Genomic DNA, 18,228 nt, shown 5'->3' with positions numbered 1-18,228 from the left:
GTCCCCTTTCAGCCTTCCCTTTACAATTACCTACATTCTATTACTCTTTTATCATAGCAAATAACTATACGTATTATCATCATGCTTTAGACCGATTTTGTGAAAAAACAGCTGGTAAATACGTGCAAAAATGTAACTTTCATAGACTATAACGCATTTTTTGTATATAATTGTAAACTGAACTCTATATATAGAATAGGAGCGTACAAAATGAAAAAATGCCTAACACTCTTGTTCAGCATTTTACTACTCATCCCTACCTACACCTCTGCACAAACATCATCAAAACCAAAAGTACTTGTTTTGTATAGTACACAAGACGATAAAGTTTCAAATAATGTCCAAATCCTTAATACTCAATTAGGACATTTTACAAATGATATAACCGTAAAAAACTTAAAAGAAGCAACTTCAATTAATAACGTATCCTCCTATACACATATTGTTTATATCGGTGAAACAAAAGAAGCGTTTTCTGATGAAACGAAACAATTTCTAGAAAACTTCTCCGGCCCTGTATTAGTATTAGGACAAAATGTTGAACAATTATCTAAGCGTTTTTCTTTCATTACATTGAAGAGTGACGATATACGAGTTAATAAAATTGAATATCCAGAAAAGAAGCTAAAAAATACCTTAGAAGAGGAACGATTAATTCAATCATTTGATACGAATGGAACTGTGCTTGCTAACGCTTTAAGCTCAAATAACACTAACCCACTAATCGTTCAGCATGAAATATCTTATTATGTTGCAACACCTAACCTCTTTGACTGGATGTCTCATTACGTCGGTGAAATGTTATTTTCTTATTTCAGCCAAAAACCAACGAAAAATAAAGTTGAAGCTTATTTACGTCTTGAGGATGTTCACCCAGCAGCAGATATAAATCAATTGAAAGAAATTGCTGAATTACTAAAAGAGAAAAAGATGCCTTACATGATTACTGTTATTCCGGTATATAAAGATCCAGATACAGGAAAGATAATACATTTAAAAGATAAACCAGAACTAGTTGATCTTTTACGCTCTATGCAAGATGATGGTGCAGCAATTATTATGCATGGTTATACTCACCAATTTTATGACAGTGAAACAGGTGAGGGCTTTGAATTTTGGGATGTCAAAACAGATCAACCAATTCGCCAACCGAAGCATGAAAAACCGAAGACAAAAGATGACTTTCCAAATATAGAGGCATATAACCAATATGTAAAAAAAGGGGAAGAATTCGAGGAAAAATATACGAAAAATCATATTGAAAAAGGAATTCAAGAACTTGTAGATGCTAAACTATATCCTGTTGCCTTTGAAGCACCTCATTACACGATGTCTCAAAAAGGATATGAAATATTATCAAGGTACTTTTCAACTTATGTAGGACAACTACAGTTAAATGATACAACTTGGAAATCCATGCACTCACCATATTATACAAGTACTCCGTCATTTTTACATGGAATGAAACTATTGCCTGAAACAGTCGGATTTATTGAAGAAGATACGCCACAAACTATTGCTAAAATGAAAGAACGTGCTCTATCTGTTTCTAAATTATCCGATGGAATTATTGGTGCATTCTATCATCCTTACTTAGGTGTGAAACCATTAAAAGAAGTGTTAAAAGATCTAGAAAGTATTCCAAATATAGAATGGATTGATTTACAAAAGGAAAAGAATGAAGTAAAAATGAAAGATATTCATATTACGACGAATAAAGACGGCATTCACGTTGAAAAACCAACCAATGCGAATGACATAATTGATTATATAAAGCAATATGGCTTCTTCCTTATACTGGGGTTCGTTATCATTGTCTTTCTTTTATTATTAAAACGTGCGAGAAAATTAGAATCCTAATACAAAACCACCGAGCGGAACGCTTGGTGGTTTTTTGTCATATATCAAACCGTGGCATTTTATTAAATACATTCAATTTTCACTTTTTCCGTTATATGATTAAAACTATAATTCTCCTATCCTTTCAAATAAAATCGACTTGTATTTTCATATATTGTTTTTGCGACCTTATCAATGGATATGTTTTGTATAGAACTAATTTCCTTTAATACATCTCGAATCATTCTCGGGTGCGTCATAACATCGTCTTGAAATTCCCACGGTCCATCTGTTTCTACCATCATATATTCAAGCGGATAATACGAAACAATTTTTCTAATCTTCTCCTTATGTAAAACATCCGGTGTAATCGAAATATAATAACCATTCTTCATCATCCGTTTCATTGTTTCATCACTTCCTTTAAACCAATGGAAATGTGCACGTGAAACTTTATATTTCTCTAGCAAATCACATACAGTGTCAGCATCTTCATAAACTGCGTGTAATATAATCGGCAAATTATACTTACTAGCTAGTTCTATAAATTTTTTCAATACAGCTATGTATGGATCTACAGCAATGCTTTCATCTTCTTTCCTCAAATAATAGGGCAAACCTACTTCACCAATCGCAACAATTTCCTCTGCGTTCTGTTCAATAAGTTTATAAATCTGTTCACACTCTTCTTTATGAATCTGTTGCTCTGGATGAAACCCTATCGCTGGATATATAAAGGGATACTTCTTCGCTAAAGATAACGTTTCCTTACAAGATTGATAATTCATAGATACAGCAATAAGCCCCTTTATTTCATTACTATTTTCCACCTCTTTCAGTAATCTGTTCTTCTCTTCATCCTTATATTGATCAACATGTATATGACTATCAATCCATTTCATCTTTATGCCCCCATAAAAAAAACAAGAAAGGACTTCCTTTCTTGTTTTAGCATCTATATTATTTAACAATTAAGTTTGTTATGATATCAAATAATCCAATACACACTACGGCAACAGTAAAGTAGCTACAGAAATCTTTAATTGGTAACTTCACTACTTCTTCTTTACGCATCCCATTTTTCTCCCTTCTTACTAGATCCCTAATTATTTTTCTATCTGTATCTATTATGCAAAAAATATGACAAATTTACTATCGAATTAACTTACGTAAACCTTACAATGTTGTAAGGTTTAAAAAAGGATCCTCATCTTTATTCAGATGAGGATTATTAAAAATTAGTTGGTTTTTCATTCTTCATTACAAACAGAAAGTAATACATTAAGACTTTCTAGTTACACTATATGAAAATTACTATCTTTTAACTATCGAATTACATTACAGAAGACTTACATGTTTGTAAGTTATGTGTAATGTAATTCGATAGTTTCCCTTACTTATATTTCGTACAATAAAGTTAGAAAGTAAGCCAAATAAGAAGAACACTCAAATAACCAAATTGCATTGCTAGTAGCTACTCTTCTTATACCTTTCAACCATGCTACTACAATGTACCCCCTTCCCCTTTATATAATAAAAAAACCTTAGTCTATATGGACTAAGGCTTTTTTATTAACTCCTAAAATACCCTTACCTGGTATTTTTATTTTCGACAAAAAATAGCTGGGGGTATATTTTACTATCTCATCGTTAAAAGTTTACTCTTCGCATTTATAGGAATATTTGCAACCTCAATCTCTTCAATCGATTCACCGTAACGTCCTTTTGCAAAAACCTTTAATGCTTCATCTCTCTTTAACATATGCTTAACCGTTTTCTTTATTTTCTGCTCTCTACCACGTTCATCGAATGCAATAAATTCATATTCATACCACTCATCACCAATATGCTGACCAATTGTATTCACAACCGTATAGTATTCTTTCGTCTTATAAAATGGATTATATTTATCGATAACCGGTCCAAGTTTCGTAGGCAGTAACATTACTACTATCACTATCATCGCTATTATAGTAGTGATCATTTTTTTCTTCATAATAAACATTCCTCCTCTGCAGGATATATATACATCCATTTTAAAAAGGGGGAATAAAATCTACTATTGAATCTCATTACATTACACTTACATTTTTGTAAGAATTAAAAAAGGCGAACGAATTTACTCGTTCACCTTTTAGCTTGCTTTAAAGCCACCGCCAAGTACATCACGTACATCATGTATAACAACGAAAGCATCTTCATCTACCCGGCTAATAACTTGTTTTAACTTAACAAGCTCTTGTTTATTAATAACAACATATAAAACTTCTTTATTTTTACCAGTATATCCGCCGCGCCCTTCTAATACAGTAACACCGCGTGTCATATTTTTCGTAATAGCTTCACGAATTAAATCTGGTTGATTCGAAATAATCGTAACAGCCGTTTTTGTATCCATTCCTTCTACAATGAAATCAATCACCTTCGCTCCGATGAACACAGCTACAAGTGTATACATTGCCTTTTCTTGCCCTATTATAAATACAGAACCAGCAATTACAACAATATCAATAATTAGTACGCCTTTACCTACGCTCCAACCTAAATATTGATTTGCTAACCGAGCTAAGATTGCTGACCCTCCCGATGTACCTCCGGCTTTGAACATACAGCCTAATCCAATACCCACAAATAAACCAGCAAATAAAGCTGCTAATAATGTATCACTATTTACATGATACTCAATATGTTCTGTAACGTATAAAAACAAAGATGTTTCTACAATCCCTAAAATTGTATAAATCATTGTTTTCTTATCAAAAAATTTATAACCAATAGCTAGTAAAATTGCATTTATAGCAAAATTCACAATCCCTGGTGACCAATCAAATAAGTAGTACGTAACAACCGTTAAACCAATAATTCCACCTTCCGATAAACGGTTTGGAATTGCAAAGTAATTAATACCAATTGCGAATAATAATGAACCAATTGTAATTAGTGTTATTTCCTTTATACGTTGATTAACCATAGTTCATACCCTCCCCCCATTTGACATTGTATCACTATCTCCTAGAGGTTTAGAAGTGGTTTTTATTCCGCATTTTCCCTCTTAAAAATTGAAATATTATGTTTAAACAGAGGGTTGATTAATTATTCATATTTGCTCTAACTGCACGGACAAATTGCTCCACATTCCCTTTCTGAATATACTTAGCGCGAATGGTTTCATGATTACAAGTAAACTCAAAGTACGGATGAAAATCTATGCTATCTATATGCAAATATGAGTACTCTTTAAATGTTGAAGGATAGTAAGGAAATTTCCCGTAAAACAGGAGGCGTCTAGTAGTGGCAACAAAAATTCCATGTTGATAACATAACATGAAATTATCCTTCTCAAAGATCCCTACCACAAAAACCAAAATCTTTTCATCATCATCTACATACTTTTTCATACTCGATAAAAGTTCATTCATGCATATTCCTCCAAATTCTATTCACTGCTTTAACACTTGAAAAGAATCCATGGATATTACAGACCGGTTTAACTCCTTTATAAAGTATGAAACGCGTTTCCTGTCAAAGATATTTCAAAAAAATAATCCGTTATGCGATTATACACATAACGGATTAAGATTAAACTGTAGAGCGTTCCACAAGTTCGTATGGAATTTCCAGCTTTTCTTGTTTAGAACTCTCGTCATTCACTTTTCTATGCAACATTTCAAAAGCAGTTTTCCCTATCTCCTTTAAATTTTGATCAATAGTTGTCAATTGTAACACTTGCGAGATAGGTTGATTATCAAAGCCAATAATCGCTAAATCCTCAGGAACTTGAATCCCTAATTTTTCAACCTCTGTCATAACCCCAATCGCAACTTCATCACCTGCTACTATTAATGCTCCAGGAAGATCCTGCATCTCTTTTAACTTATGAGCCACTTTTACACCATCTTCTAGTGTAAAACATTCTGTAAAAATCCATTCTTCGTTAACCTCTTCATCTATAGATTGCAATTGCTGTTTATAAACATCAAAACGCTTTTGACTACTCGGCCCTAATTTTCTTCCCGTACAATAGCCAATTTTTTTATAACCTTTCTCAATCAAATAATCCATTCCTAATTGAAAGGCCGCTGAATGATTCGTATATACACTTGAGATGTTTGAAATATCATTGTCTTCACAAGCAATTATTGCGCCGTAAGAAGCATACGGTTCTATCGTTTCCCAATCATTTGCACGTGAACAAATAATAAGACCATCCAATTGTTTTGTTTTTAACATATGTAAACTTTTCATTTCTTCTTTTTTATTATAATTCGTTTGGCAAAGTAGCACCCTGTAATTATGCGCTAACGCAGTCTCCATCATTCCGCTCACCATCGCATCAAAACACGGATGATTAATATACGGTAAAATCACACCAACAATATTCGTTTTTCCTTTTGATAAATGAACAGCATTTGCATTTTGCGAGTAATTCAATTTCTCAACTATCTCTATAACCGCTTTCCTTTTTTCTTCACTTACATATGGGTGATCATTCAACACTCTCGAAACAGTCGTAACTGAAACTCCCGCCATCTTTGCAATATCTTTAATATTAGCCATACACTCACCTCTACCTTTAAGTTAATGAATCTCATGAACATATGTCAAATCTTCTTATCATTACACCTTCATTCGTTTCTCTTACAAAAGTGTAATTTTTCTGTAAGCTAATTCGATAGTGAATTTCCGCAACATTTCATACAATTAAGTCAGAGACAAGGTAACAACTATTCGAAAAGGAGCGGATTAATATGATGAACAAAATGAAAACGAACAATTTCTTACATACAATGGGCATGGTATTTTCCGCCCTTATCGACGCAAAAGCTGTTGCTTCTACATTAAACAAGTAAGGAGAATATATTATGAATAACATCACTTTTAACAAATTAGATTTTTTAGGACTAGCTAGTGGCTCGCTTCTTCTTACTGCTTTTATTTACACCGCTACGCTTGTATAACTTTGTGTCCCCTTTCCCCTTTATTATAAATAGTAATAGAAAAGACGACCGTCTATGCCCGGTCGTCTTTTCTTATTTTTGATTTGATTGCAAAGCTTCTTTTAACTCCTCAAACTTCTCATTTAATTGATCTGTCATCATTTTCATAGCGGTTTTTCGATCTATTTGTTCTCCACCCTCAATTTGAATTGGATCTCCAAAAATCAATTGTGCCTTTTTCCCCTTTATTAATTCTTTTACACTTGATGGACCAACATAAGCTGCTGGTACTAACGGAACATTAGAACGCATCGCAATTGTCACAGCACCCGCTTTTAATGAAACATCTTCCGCTGATCTCGTTCCACTTGGAAAAATCCCTACTACCTTTCCTTCTTTTAATAAACGTGATGGAATTTTAAGTGTACTCGGTCCCGGATTCGCGCGATCTACAGGGAATGCATTTACATTTTTAAAGAACCAATTTTTGAATTTCCCTTCAAATAATTCTTTTTTTGCCATGTAATGAATTTGAGTTGGGTACATCCCTGTAGCTAACATTAATACATCCATAAAACTTGTATGTGTACACGCAACAACATACGGACCACCTTCTGGTAGCTTTTCTCTTCCTTGCACTTCTACTTTCCCAGCTGTTTTAAATATATATTTCAACAAAAATGTAATTGGTTTATACATTTATTTCGTTCCTTTCTAAACATCCGAAGTATAATCATATTCTCACAACAATTATAACACTAAGTTTTAGGAGTTGGTAATAAAAATAAGTATGAATTGTTAAATTTCAATTCTTACAAAAGTGTAATTTTCTTTTAAGCTAATTCGATAGTTACTTCTCACTATATTTCATACAATTAAGTCAGAAACAGGGCAACAACTATTCGAAAAGGAGTCGATTGATATGATGAACAAAATGAAAACGAACAATTCCTTACATACAATGGGCATGGTATTATCGGCTCTTTTCGATGCAAAAGCTGTTGCTTCTGCATTAAACAAGTAAGGAGAATGTATTATGAATAACATTACTTTTAACAAATTAGATTTTTTAGGATTAGCTAGCGGCTCTCTTCTTCTTACTGCTTTCATTTACGCTGCTACGCTTGTATAACTTTGTGTCCCCTTTCCCCTTTATATAGAAAAAGACGACCGTCTATGCCCGGTCGTCTTTTTAATTTTTTCTTTCTTTCAATTCTTTTAAAAGCTGTATCAGCTCAGCTTGTTGTTTTATCTTTTTACGACCATTTCGATTAATTGCTGCAAGCTCACAAGCAACTCCGACGGCGAAGAAAAACAATAAACTTTCTAACATGTGAAATCCTCCATTTGCCTATTAAACAGCTTGACGTAATTGTTCTTCTTGTAAAACTCTCTTATTTATATTTTCTTCTTTTCTCTGGCAAACGTTATTGCGAATAAGCGCTGCAATAACAAGTACAGTCCCTATAATATCAAACATTGTGATCTGATACCCTTGCATCATCATAATAACTAAAGTCGTAATTGGTACAAAATTAATAAATAAAATCCCATTAATGGATGATAAAATTTTCACACCATAGTTCCAAGCAAGTAGCGCTACAATACCTGGCAATGTCATCATAAATAACAAATCATACTTCACAATAGAAATCGTTCCCATACTAGGAACTGAAACATATCCAAGCGACGTAATAATTACCGTTATAATTCCTGTAACAGTCGTACCGAATACACACGTCAACGTAGAATAACGTAATGTGGACCAATCACTACACGTTTGACCACCCATCGTATAAATAACCCAGCCTACAACACCAATAAATATAAATGCTAATGAGAACATATTATCTTTCAATGTTACAAAGAAACTCATGTCACCTTTTGTAATAACAAACACAGCTCCTACAAAAGCAATAACCATACTCGTTATCATATACTTCTTCGGTTTTATATGCTTATATCCCCATAAAATACAAATAGAAATCATCGGCATAAGTGATTCCATAATGGAAGCTACCATTACACCCGACTTACCCATCAACATTTGCCCTAAAAATATGAGGACATTATATACTGTAAATGCCATCGTTCCAAAAAAGACGAGTAACTTTCCTCTTCCCTCTAAACGAAATGCCTGTTTTCCTTCTTTCATTAACAACAATACAATCAGCATTATCGCCACTGCTCCATAGCGAATAAGCGAAAAATAAAATGGATCTATGTATTCTAGCGCATGATCAGCAACTGGAAACATCGCTCCCCATGACATACTCGCAATTAAACACGCTAAAGCCCCTATTATCATTTGACCTCTTCTCACCGCAATCCCCCGTTTCTTTCTATTTGCACAAAGAGAATTGTAAAAGAAAAAATATATCACGTAAAATGATTCAAAATGATGTTAACTATCATTTATAATGATAGTTAACATCAAGGGGGATTACAAAATGGAATTACGAGACTTACAAATCTTTAAAAGCGTTGCCGATCAGGGTAGTGTAAGTAGCGCAGCAAAGGAATTAAATTATGTACAATCAAATGTAACTGCACGTATTAAACAACTAGAAAACGAATTAAAAACCCCACTCTTTTACCGCCATAAACGAGGAATGACTTTAACAGCTGAAGGAAGAAAAATGCTCGTTTATGTTAGTAAAATTTTGCAAGATGTCGACGAACTAAAACAAGTATTTTTAGATAGCGAAACACCCTCCGGTATATTAAAAATCGGTACAGTCGAAACAGTAAGTACACTGCCTACCATTTTATCTTCTTACTATAAAAGCTATCCGAATGTCGATTTATCATTACAAGCGGGTCTAACAGAAGAATTAATTAGAGAAGTACTAGATCATCAATTGGATGGCGCCTTTATATCAGGTCCTATTAAACATCCACTAATCGAACAATACGATGTTAGTACAGAGAAATTAATGCTTATAACACAAAATAAAGCCTTTCATATAGAAGAATTTACAACAACTCCTCTACTCGTTTTTAACCAAGGATGTGGATACCGCTCCAAACTAGAACGTTGGCTTAAAGATGAAGGTTTGCTACCAAAAAGAATTATGGAATTCAATATATTAGAGACAATATTAAACAGCGTTGCACTCGGCCTCGGAATTACACTCGTACCACAGTCTGCTGTCCATCATCTTTCTAAAGCAGGTAAGGTACATTGTCATGCAATCCCTGAAAAATACGGCAGTATTTCAACGGTTTTCATACGCCGTAAAGATAGCTATATGACGAATTCAATGCGTAGTTTTTTAAAAACAATTGAAGACCATCATCATATCAATATGCTGTGAAAGACATTCTTACATGAATGTCTTTTTTTCTTACAAAAGTGTAAGTCTTTCGTAAGCTAATTCGATAGTTGCAAGTAGCCATATTTCCTATAATTAAGACATAAGCAGGGCAACAACAATTCGAAAAGGAGCGGATACGCATGATGAACAATATGAAATCAAATAAATTTTTAAATACAATGAGCATGGTGCTATCCGCACTTGTCGATGCAAAAGCTGTTGCAACTACATTAAACAAATAAGGAGAGTTTATAATGAACAACATTACTTTCAACAAATCAGACTTTATCGGACTTGCAAGTGGAGCTACTCTTCTTACGGCTTTCATTTATACACTTGCTCAAGGTCTTGTTTAACACTTTGTTTCCCCAACCCCCTTTATATATAGAAAAAGCTGCTCGTCTTATAGACAAGCAGCTTTTTAGTTTGTTTCACATACAATTTGACCTGTTTTCGTAATATCATATCCGCCAATCGCATTTAATTCATTATGAAATTCTTCCGATTGCAGAATGTCTTTTACAACTTCAATCAACTCTTCATTTTCTTTATTCTTCAAAATTACTAAATCATACTGTTCTTTCATGATTGGAATAAAGTCCACATTTACAATTTGCGAAAACTTTTCTGAACCTACTCCTACATCAGCTTTTCCATTTGCAACTTGCGTGGCAACACCAAGATGATTCGATTCTTCCCATTCATATCCACTAATACGTTCTTTATTTAACTTTTGAATGCGCAATTGTTCATCGACTAACACCCTAATACCAGAACCTTTTTCTCGATTTACAAATCGTATAGATGATTGAGATAAATCGGCCCATGTTTTTATATTTTTAGGATTTCCCTTTTGCACATAAAACCCAACGTTCCTTGCTAATAAATTAATCATAGTACATGGTTGTCCAACTAAAATACGTTTTACGTAAGGAACATTATATGTACCCGTTTCTCCATCAAACAAATGAAGACTAACGATACTTCCTTCTCCTTGATACATTTTTATTAAACTCGTTAAACTACCTTGATATGCCCTTAATATATTTGAACTTGGCAGGCGATTTTCTATACGTTTTGCCAACATATCTAACGTTAGTTCTTGTCCGCTAATAATACATGTATCCAAGCCTCTACTATCTTCGCTCTTTACAGGAGTACCTTGTATTTTCCCTGTTTTCATTTGCTTTATATATTGTTCTAAATCTGCTGCATCAATGCGCATCTGTCTACCAACTCTATAAGAAGGAAGTTCTCCTTTTTTAATTAAGTCGTATACAGTTAATTTTGATACTTTTAATCGCTTTGCTACTTCTTCCGTTGTGTAGGAATGATGATCCATAGACGATTCCTCACTTTCTCCTTTCATTGTAACAAAGAAAAGAATATTTCTCCTATTTTTTAAAAATAGATATATGTTCAAATTACATTCAATTATAACTAGTTATATTTAGATATAATTAGTTATAATTAGATATAATTAGTTATAATTAGATATAATTAGTTATAATTAGATGTATCAAAACGAAAGGGGATTTTTTTATGAATAAATTTACATTACGTTCCATCGGGGCACTTATACTTTCTTTCCTTCTTATATTTAGTGCTGCTTGTACAAGTGGGGAAAAGCATACAAAGTCAGCTGCTAAAGAGGATAAAACAGTTGAACTGACTATCTCAGCTGCTGCAAGCTTACAAGATGCATTAAAAGAAATCGAAAAACAATATAAAGAAAAAGAGCCAAATATCAAACTTTCTTTTAACTTCGGTGCTTCTGGAGCACTTCAACAACAAATTGAACAAGGTGCACCTGCTGATTTATTCTTCTCTGCAGCAGAAGATAAATTCCAAACCCTTGTAAAAAAAGGATTCATTAGTGAAAAAGAAGGGAAAAATCTTCTTGGAAATGAACTAGTTCTAGTCATCCCTAAAGATAGTTCACTTACAAAATTTCAAGATTTAAAAGATGAGAAAATCAAAAAAATTGCACTTGGTACACCTGAATCTGTACCTGCTGGCAAATATGCAAAGGCTTCTCTAACACACGAAAACCTTTGGAATGATGTTCAAAATAAAGTCGTATTTACAAAAGATGTTCGCCAAGTGTTAACATATGTAGAAACAGGGAATGTCGATGCTGGCATCGTATACAAAACAGATGCTCTCATTTCGGATAAAGTAAAGATTGGTGAGACAGCAGCAGCTACTTCTCATGAGCCAATCCACTATCCTTTAGGTGTTATAAAGGAATCTAAACATAAGAAAGAGGCGACTTCATTTTATGAGTATTTGCAGTCAAAAGATGCACAATCTATCTTTAAGAAATATGGATTTACAGTTCTGTCGTAATCACTATGAGCATTGATGCTATTTTATCGCCTGTCTTTCTATCTTTAAGAGTAGCTGCGTGCGCCACTATTCTCGTTACAATTTTAGGGACAATTGTCGGGCGAGCACTAGCTCGCTCCTCATGGCGATATAAAGTACTATTAGAAACCATATTTTTATTACCAATGGTACTTCCACCAACTGTTATCGGCTTCTTTCTCATTATCATCTTTGGAAACAACAGCCCGATCGGAAAGTGGGTTGAATCATTATTTCAGCAGTCTATTATGTTCACATCTACTGCTGCGATTATCGCTTCTACAGTTGTTGCATTTCCGCTTATGTACCAATCAGCGAAAACGGGATTTTCTATCGCAAATGTACAAATTGAAGAAAGTGCTCGTGACCTTGGCGCAAGTGAATATCAAGTTTTTCTGCACGTTACACTTCCACTCGCATTTCCTGCCTTACTAAGCGGGATGATTTTGAGCTTTGTCCGCGCGCTCGGTGAGTTTGGTGCTACACTCATGTTTGCCGGGAACATTCCTGGTAAAACACAGACAATCCCAACTGCAATTTACATGGCTATTGATGCAAGTAATATGCAACTCGCCTGGACACTTGTAGTTATTACTATCGGTATGTCACTCGTATTTCTACTATGTATTCAACTTATTAATAAAAGAATTACTAACTCTTAAAGCAGCTTTTGTCGAAGCTGCTTCTTTATTTCTTAGGAAATAAAATATACCAATGGGAAATAACTGAATTTTACCTCTTATTTAAATATACATTTTATTTGAATTCACTTTCTAAAATAGGCAATTTCCTGTTATTATATGGAGGTGTTTCAAAAAATGAAGAAATGAAAACGCATTTATATTGTGAATTCTTCATCCTGTTTTAGCGATCGGTAATCTTCTACTCTATTAGTGGGGCATTACCGATCGTTAGAACGATATGTAACTATATTGGTATAGCAAACCGAAGGGAGTCTTGTAATGGACATTTTATTAGCGCTTCTTCCTGCAATTGCATGGGGAAACATCTTATTAGTAAGCGTAAAAATGGGCGGTGGTGCATATAGCCAAACGGTAGGTATGACAATCGGTGCTCTATTCTTCGCAACAATTATGTATGTATTTACTCAACCAGCTTTAACAATGACAATCTTAATTGTTGGTTTTATTTCAGGTTTATTCTGGGCTTTAGGACAAGTAAACCAATTAAAAACAGTTGAAAAACTAGGTGTTTCAACTACTGTAACGATTTCTACTGGTATGCAACTTGTTGCAACTTCTATCTTTGGGGTTATCGCTTTCCGTGAGTGGACTACTACTACAACGATCATTCTGGGAACGATTGCAATCCTATTAATTGTAGTTGGTGTTGTATTCACATCATTAGATGATAAAGAAAATGCTCAGCCACCTGGACAATTGAAAAAAGGACTTCTTACTTTAATTGTTTCTACTTTCGGCTATCTTGTATATGTAATTATTATTCGTTGGTATAATATTGATGGTTGGTCTGCTATTTTACCACAAGCAGTTGGTATGTTTGTTGGTGCGGTTGTACTGACGTCTAAACATAAACCGTTTAACAAATATGCAATCCGTAATGCTTTGTCTGGTTTACTATGGGGAACTGGAAACTTATTCTTACTTCTTTCATTACCACGTGTTGGAGTAGCAACAAGCTTCCCATTATCTCAAACTGGAATCGTTATCTCAACATTCGGTGCGATTGTATTCTTAGGTGAAAAGAAAACAAAACGTCAATTGATTTTTATTGCACTAGGTAGTGTTTTAATTATCGGCGGCGCTGTATTACTTGGTATGACAAAAGCATAATCTTATATTCTATTAGTAAACCCCTGAAGCATATATGCTTCAGGGGTTTTTCAATTCTAATTATTTTCTAGATATAATTATTTGTATGTTCTTGCCCCCTATAATTGCTCTTCCACTCTAGCAAACCAGCTACACATATAAAGAGATTAATAACAGTTAATATTAGCATGAATTTCCGCCTTCTCATTATCCATTCCATCTACGGTAAGTCTTTTCTTTTTACAACATTCTCTTAAAGATGATATCGTTTTTATAACATATCTCTACTAGAAAGGAATAAAGAATATGCTAACTAAACATCGAATTTTATTTATTGGTGCCGGTCGTATGGCAGAAGCTATATTTTCCGGATTACTTAAAACAAGCAAAGAGTACATCGAAGAAATTATCGTCTCTAATCGAAGCAACGTAGAAAAGCTAAAACAGTTACAACATCGATATAATGTGTCTACTGCAACAGATTGGAAACAGCATGTTACATCTGTTGATACGGTTGTTTTAGCAATGCCACCTTCTGCTCATGAAGAGTTATTAGCTGAGCTATCTCCGTTAATATCAAATCAACTAGTCGTAACAGTCGCAGCTGGCATTGGACCATCTTATTTAGAAGCTAGACTCCCAAAGGGCACGCCTGTTGCTTGGATTATGCCTAATACAGCTGCTGAAATTGGAAAATCTATCTCCTTATATACAATGGGACAATCAGTAAATGAGATGCATCAAGAAACCCTGCAACTGCTTTTAAAAGGTATTGGTACTTCGCAACTTTGTACTGAGGAAGAAGTTCATCAGCTTACTGCAGTTACTGGAAGTGCACCAGCCTTCCTTTATTACTTTGCTGAAAGCTTAATTGAAACAACAAAAAGTTATGGAGTCGATGAAGAAACCGCAAAACATCTTGTCATTCAAATGATTTCTGGCTCTGCTTCTATGCTCGAACAAACGCAAAATCCAGCTAACCTCCGCGAACAAGTAACAACGCCAGGTGGTTCCACAGCTGAGGGTCTCAAAACTTTATACGAATATAATTTTTCAGAGGCAATTCAAAAAGCAGTAGAAGCAACAAACAAAAAAGCTAGGGGGAAATAATATGATTTTAACAAGTTTAAAAGACTATACAACATTACATAACGGTGTAAAAATGCCTTGGTTTGGTTTAGGTGTTTTTAAAGTAGAAGATGGTTCAGAAGTAATTGATTCTGTAAAAGCAGCAATTAAAAATGGCTACCGCAGCATCGATACTGCAGCAATCTATCAAAATGAAGAAGGCGTTGGACAAGCGATTCGTGAATCCGGTGTTTCACGCGAAGAATTATTTATTACCTCAAAAGTATGGAATAGCGATCAAGGATATGAAACAACACTTCAAGCATTTGAAACTACATTAGAGAAATTAGGTCTAGAATATTTAGATTTATATTTAGTACATTGGCCTGTAAAAGGGAAATATACCGAATCATGGAAAGCATTAGAAAAACTTTATAAAGATGGCCGTGTTCGCGCTATCGGTGTGAGTAATTTCCACATTCACCACTTACAAGACGTATTTGAAATTGCTGAAATTAAGCCAATGGTCAACCAAGTGGAATACCACCCACGTTTAGCACAAGAAGAGTTACATGCATTCTGTAAAGAACATAATATTCAGCTTGAAGCTTGGTCACCATTAATGCAAGGACAACTACTAGATAATCCAACGTTACAAGAAATTGCGACAAAATATAATAAATCAACTGCGCAAATTATTTTACGCTGGGATTTACAAAACGAAGTTGTAACAATTCCCAAATCAATTAAAGAACATCGCATTATTGAAAATGCAAACATCTTCGACTTTGAATTAAGTGCTGATGATATGAAAGCAATTCAAGCTTTAAATGAAGATCGTCGCGTTGGTCCAGATCCAGATAACTTTAACTTCTAGTAGAAAAACCACTGCCCTATGCAGTGATTTTTCCATTTAATAAAACTGAAAATTTAAACTACATTTCATTTAGTTGACACTTCATTATTCAAGGTGTAAGATTTTGAATTATCAAAGAAACACAAAAATTAATAAAATTTATTCGTTTACTCATTGTATCAAGAGAGGTGGAGGGACTGGCCCTTTGAAACCTCGGCAACAGGTTCATTTTGAATACTGTGCCACTTCCTGCAAGCTTTATGCTTGAAAGATAGAATGAGGGACTTCGTTTATATACGGGTGCATAACTTGTACGTAAAAATCCCTCTTTCTCAATATGAAAAGAGGGATTTTTTATTTTTCATTTCCCTCATCATCATCCAAACTTAATTATTTAGGAGGAAAATCAAATGAAAAAGAAGTTTGTACCCGGTATTGCATCAGTTGTAGGAGTAAGTATTTTATTAACTGGTTGCGGTAGTTATAAAAACGAAGCAAGCGGAGCAAATGCAAAAGACGAGGCACCTAGTAAACAGGTTTTAAACTTATCTTCACCTACTGAAATACGAACAATGGATACGGCTCGTGCTACAGATACTGATTCTGGTCAAGTAATGAGAAACGTATTTGAAGGTTTGTATAATCTTGGTGAAGGTAACAAACCTGTTCCTGGTGTTGCAAAATCTCATGAAGTAAGTGGCGATAAAACGAAATACACATTCCATTTGCGAGATTCAAAATGGTCAAACGGCACTCCTGTTACAGCTAAAGATTTTGTGTTCGCTTGGCAAAGAGCCGTAGATCCAGCAACAGCCTGTGAATATGCATTTCTATTCTTTGATATTAAAAACGCAACAAAAATTAACAACAAAGAACTTCCAGCCGACCAACTTGGTGTAAAAGCAGTTGATGACCATACGTTTGAGGTAGAATTGGAGCGTCCTGTTCCGTATTTTATTAGCTTAACAGCGTTCCCAACATTTCTACCAATTAACGAGGAATTCTTTAAAGCACAAGGTGATAAGTACGCTTTAGAAGATAATACAATCTTGTACAACGGAGCTTTTACACTAAGCGATTGGAAGCACGAACAAAGCTTTAAATTCAAGAAAAACCCTACCTATTGGGATAAAGATACTGTCAAACTAGAAGAAATCAATTTTAACATCGTAAAAGAAAAATCAACAGAAGTAAATTTATTCGAGTCAAAACAATTAGATCGTATAAAACTAACATCTGACTTCGTCGATAAATATAAAAAGGATGCTAACTTTAAGGAACGTCCAAACGTAGGCGTACAATTTTTACGTATGAATCAACAAAACAAAGTGCTTCAAAACGTTTCTGCACGCCAAGCAATTGATCAAACAATTGATAGAAAATCCTTTGTAAATACGTTATTAAATGATGGATCTACACCAACATTTGGTCTCGTTCCAAAAAACTTTGCAAAAGGACCTGAAGGAAAAGACTTCCGTACTGCAAATGGCGATTTAACAAAAGTTGATACAAAATCTGCACAAGAGTTATGGAAAAAAGCTAAACAAGAGCTTGGTTCTGAAAAGATAACATTAGAATTATTAACGAGTGATGCTGACCTTGATAAGAAAACTGGTGAATTCTTAAAAGGACAACTAGAAAAGAATCTAGATGGATTAACAGTAAATATAAAACCGCAACCGCGTAAGCAACAAGTTTCGCTTTTATTAAAAGGTGACTACGAAATCGGAATTGATGGCTGGAGCCCTGACTTTGCGGATCCAATTACATTCCTTGAGCTATTTACAACGAATAACCCTTATAACTTAGATCATTACTCTAATAAGGAATTCGATGAAACAATAGCAAAAGTGAAAGCAACTTTAGCTGGTGATGAAAAAGCTCGCTGGGAAGCATTACTAGCATCCGAGAAAATATTATTTAAAGACTCTGTTATCGCTCCTCTTTACCAAAAAGGCGAATCTTATTTAGAACGTTCTTATGTGAAAGGAATTGTGCAAGTAGACTTTGCAGGGCAATTAAACTTCAAGTGGGCAAAAATTGAAAAATAA

Annotated in this window: 20 protein-coding genes and 1 riboswitch; of the genes, 11 read left to right on the top strand and 9 right to left on the bottom strand. The window is 34.2% G+C overall.

Annotation, left to right across the window (positions count from 1 at the left end; genetic code table 11):
* Nucleotides 1-210: 210 nt before the first annotated feature.
* Entirely contained in the window at nucleotides 211-1,860 is a 1,650-nt protein-coding gene (locus GBN78_RS08810) for a DUF2334 domain-containing protein (RefSeq protein WP_152127276.1), read from the top strand.
* Nucleotides 1,861-1,976: 116 nt separating this feature from the next.
* Here the strand turns inward: GBN78_RS08810 and GBN78_RS08805 are convergent, their stop codons facing one another.
* The 5 genes from GBN78_RS08805 to GBN78_RS08785 all read right to left on the bottom strand — a co-directional run bounded on the left by GBN78_RS08805 (nucleotide 1,977) and on the right by GBN78_RS08785 (nucleotide 6,396).
* On the bottom strand, nucleotides 1,977-2,741 hold the full coding sequence (locus GBN78_RS08805) for a TatD family hydrolase (RefSeq protein WP_000871063.1): 765 nt from the start codon (nucleotides 2,739-2,741) through the stop codon (nucleotides 1,977-1,979).
* Nucleotides 2,742-3,478: 737 nt separating this feature from the next.
* A complete protein-coding gene (locus GBN78_RS08800; RefSeq protein ID WP_000728422.1) occupies nucleotides 3,479-3,835 on the bottom strand; it encodes a YxeA family protein in 357 nt (118 codons plus the stop codon).
* Between the two features lie 138 nt (nucleotides 3,836-3,973).
* A complete protein-coding gene (locus GBN78_RS08795; protein WP_000248040.1) occupies nucleotides 3,974-4,810 on the bottom strand; it encodes a YitT family protein in 837 nt (278 codons plus the stop codon).
* 118 nt (nucleotides 4,811-4,928) lie between these two features.
* Entirely contained in the window at nucleotides 4,929-5,258 is a 330-nt protein-coding gene (locus tag GBN78_RS08790; RefSeq protein ID WP_001004250.1) for a PH domain-containing protein, read from the bottom strand.
* A gap of 160 nt (nucleotides 5,259-5,418) precedes the next feature.
* On the bottom strand, nucleotides 5,419-6,396 hold the full coding sequence (locus tag GBN78_RS08785; protein WP_001273906.1) for a LacI family DNA-binding transcriptional regulator: 978 nt from the start codon (nucleotides 6,394-6,396) through the stop codon (nucleotides 5,419-5,421).
* 305 nt (nucleotides 6,397-6,701) lie between these two features.
* Here GBN78_RS08785 and GBN78_RS08780 point away from each other — a divergent pair, with 305 nt between their 5' ends.
* On the top strand, nucleotides 6,702-6,797 hold the full coding sequence (locus GBN78_RS08780; RefSeq protein ID WP_001060008.1) for a DUF3948 family protein: 96 nt from the start codon (nucleotides 6,702-6,704) through the stop codon (nucleotides 6,795-6,797).
* Between the two features lie 72 nt (nucleotides 6,798-6,869).
* Here the strand turns inward: GBN78_RS08780 and GBN78_RS08775 are convergent, their stop codons facing one another.
* A complete protein-coding gene (locus GBN78_RS08775; RefSeq protein ID WP_000277779.1) occupies nucleotides 6,870-7,475 on the bottom strand; it encodes a lysophospholipid acyltransferase family protein in 606 nt (201 codons plus the stop codon).
* Nucleotides 7,476-7,812: 337 nt separating this feature from the next.
* On the opposite strand from GBN78_RS08775, the gene GBN78_RS08770 reads away from it, so the two are divergent.
* On the top strand, nucleotides 7,813-7,908 hold the full coding sequence (locus GBN78_RS08770) for a DUF3948 family protein (RefSeq protein WP_001060007.1): 96 nt from the start codon (nucleotides 7,813-7,815) through the stop codon (nucleotides 7,906-7,908).
* 60 nt (nucleotides 7,909-7,968) lie between these two features.
* On the opposite strand, the gene GBN78_RS08765 is transcribed toward GBN78_RS08770, so the two are convergent.
* Together GBN78_RS08765 and GBN78_RS08760 are read right to left on the bottom strand one after the other, a co-directional pair.
* Complete coding sequence (locus tag GBN78_RS08765; protein ID WP_000894065.1) at nucleotides 7,969-8,109, bottom strand: YrzO family protein; 141 nt, start codon at nucleotides 8,107-8,109, stop codon at nucleotides 7,969-7,971.
* Nucleotides 8,110-8,130: 21 nt separating this feature from the next.
* Complete coding sequence (locus GBN78_RS08760; protein WP_002004285.1) at nucleotides 8,131-9,099, bottom strand: DMT family transporter; 969 nt, start codon at nucleotides 9,097-9,099, stop codon at nucleotides 8,131-8,133.
* A 127-nt stretch (nucleotides 9,100-9,226) separates the two neighbouring features.
* On the opposite strand from GBN78_RS08760, the gene GBN78_RS08755 reads away from it, so the two are divergent.
* Nucleotides 9,227-10,093, top strand: coding sequence for a LysR family transcriptional regulator (locus tag GBN78_RS08755; protein ID WP_000423031.1), 867 nt, complete (start codon nucleotides 9,227-9,229; stop codon nucleotides 10,091-10,093).
* Between the two features lie 254 nt (nucleotides 10,094-10,347).
* A complete protein-coding gene (locus tag GBN78_RS08750; protein WP_001060018.1) occupies nucleotides 10,348-10,449 on the top strand; it encodes a DUF3948 family protein in 102 nt (33 codons plus the stop codon).
* A 65-nt stretch (nucleotides 10,450-10,514) separates the two neighbouring features.
* Here the strand turns inward: GBN78_RS08750 and GBN78_RS08745 are convergent, their stop codons facing one another.
* Nucleotides 10,515-11,462: a substrate-binding domain-containing protein gene (locus tag GBN78_RS08745; protein ID WP_000675609.1), complete on the bottom strand. Its 948-nt coding sequence runs from the start codon at nucleotides 11,460-11,462 to the stop codon at nucleotides 10,515-10,517.
* Nucleotides 11,463-11,635: 173 nt separating this feature from the next.
* Here GBN78_RS08745 and modA point away from each other — a divergent pair, with 173 nt between their 5' ends.
* The 6 genes from modA to GBN78_RS08710 all read left to right on the top strand — a co-directional run bounded on the left by modA (nucleotide 11,636) and on the right by GBN78_RS08710 (nucleotide 18,228).
* A complete protein-coding gene (gene modA, locus GBN78_RS08740; protein WP_001032229.1) occupies nucleotides 11,636-12,442 on the top strand; it encodes a molybdate ABC transporter substrate-binding protein in 807 nt (268 codons plus the stop codon).
* A 5-nt stretch (nucleotides 12,443-12,447) separates the two neighbouring features.
* Nucleotides 12,448-13,122, top strand: coding sequence for a molybdate ABC transporter permease subunit (gene modB, locus GBN78_RS08735; RefSeq protein WP_000020526.1), 675 nt, complete (start codon nucleotides 12,448-12,450; stop codon nucleotides 13,120-13,122).
* Between the two features lie 300 nt (nucleotides 13,123-13,422).
* Entirely contained in the window at nucleotides 13,423-14,274 is an 852-nt protein-coding gene (locus GBN78_RS08725) for a GRP family sugar transporter (protein WP_000353544.1), read from the top strand.
* 285 nt (nucleotides 14,275-14,559) lie between these two features.
* A complete protein-coding gene (proC, locus tag GBN78_RS08720; RefSeq protein ID WP_000956278.1) occupies nucleotides 14,560-15,363 on the top strand; it encodes a pyrroline-5-carboxylate reductase in 804 nt (267 codons plus the stop codon).
* Nucleotide 15,364: 1 nt separating this feature from the next.
* The gene (locus GBN78_RS08715) at nucleotides 15,365-16,198 is read left to right on the top strand and encodes an aldo/keto reductase (protein WP_000604196.1); all 834 of its coding nucleotides are present in this window, start codon (nucleotides 15,365-15,367) and stop codon (nucleotides 16,196-16,198) included.
* 152 nt (nucleotides 16,199-16,350) lie between these two features.
* A riboswitch (SAM riboswitch) is annotated at nucleotides 16,351-16,455 on the top strand.
* 132 nt (nucleotides 16,456-16,587) lie between these two features.
* Nucleotides 16,588-18,228 (top strand): peptide ABC transporter substrate-binding protein, encoded by a 1,641-nt coding sequence (locus GBN78_RS08710; RefSeq protein WP_152127273.1) that lies wholly within the window; start codon nucleotides 16,588-16,590, stop codon nucleotides 18,226-18,228.

The organism is Bacillus sp. B2-WWTP-C-10-Post-4, assembly GCF_009183805.1.
Lineage (GTDB): Bacteria > Bacillota > Bacilli > Bacillales > Bacillaceae_G > Bacillus_A > Bacillus_A cereus.
This window is presented reverse-complemented; position numbering and strand designations above follow the sequence as displayed.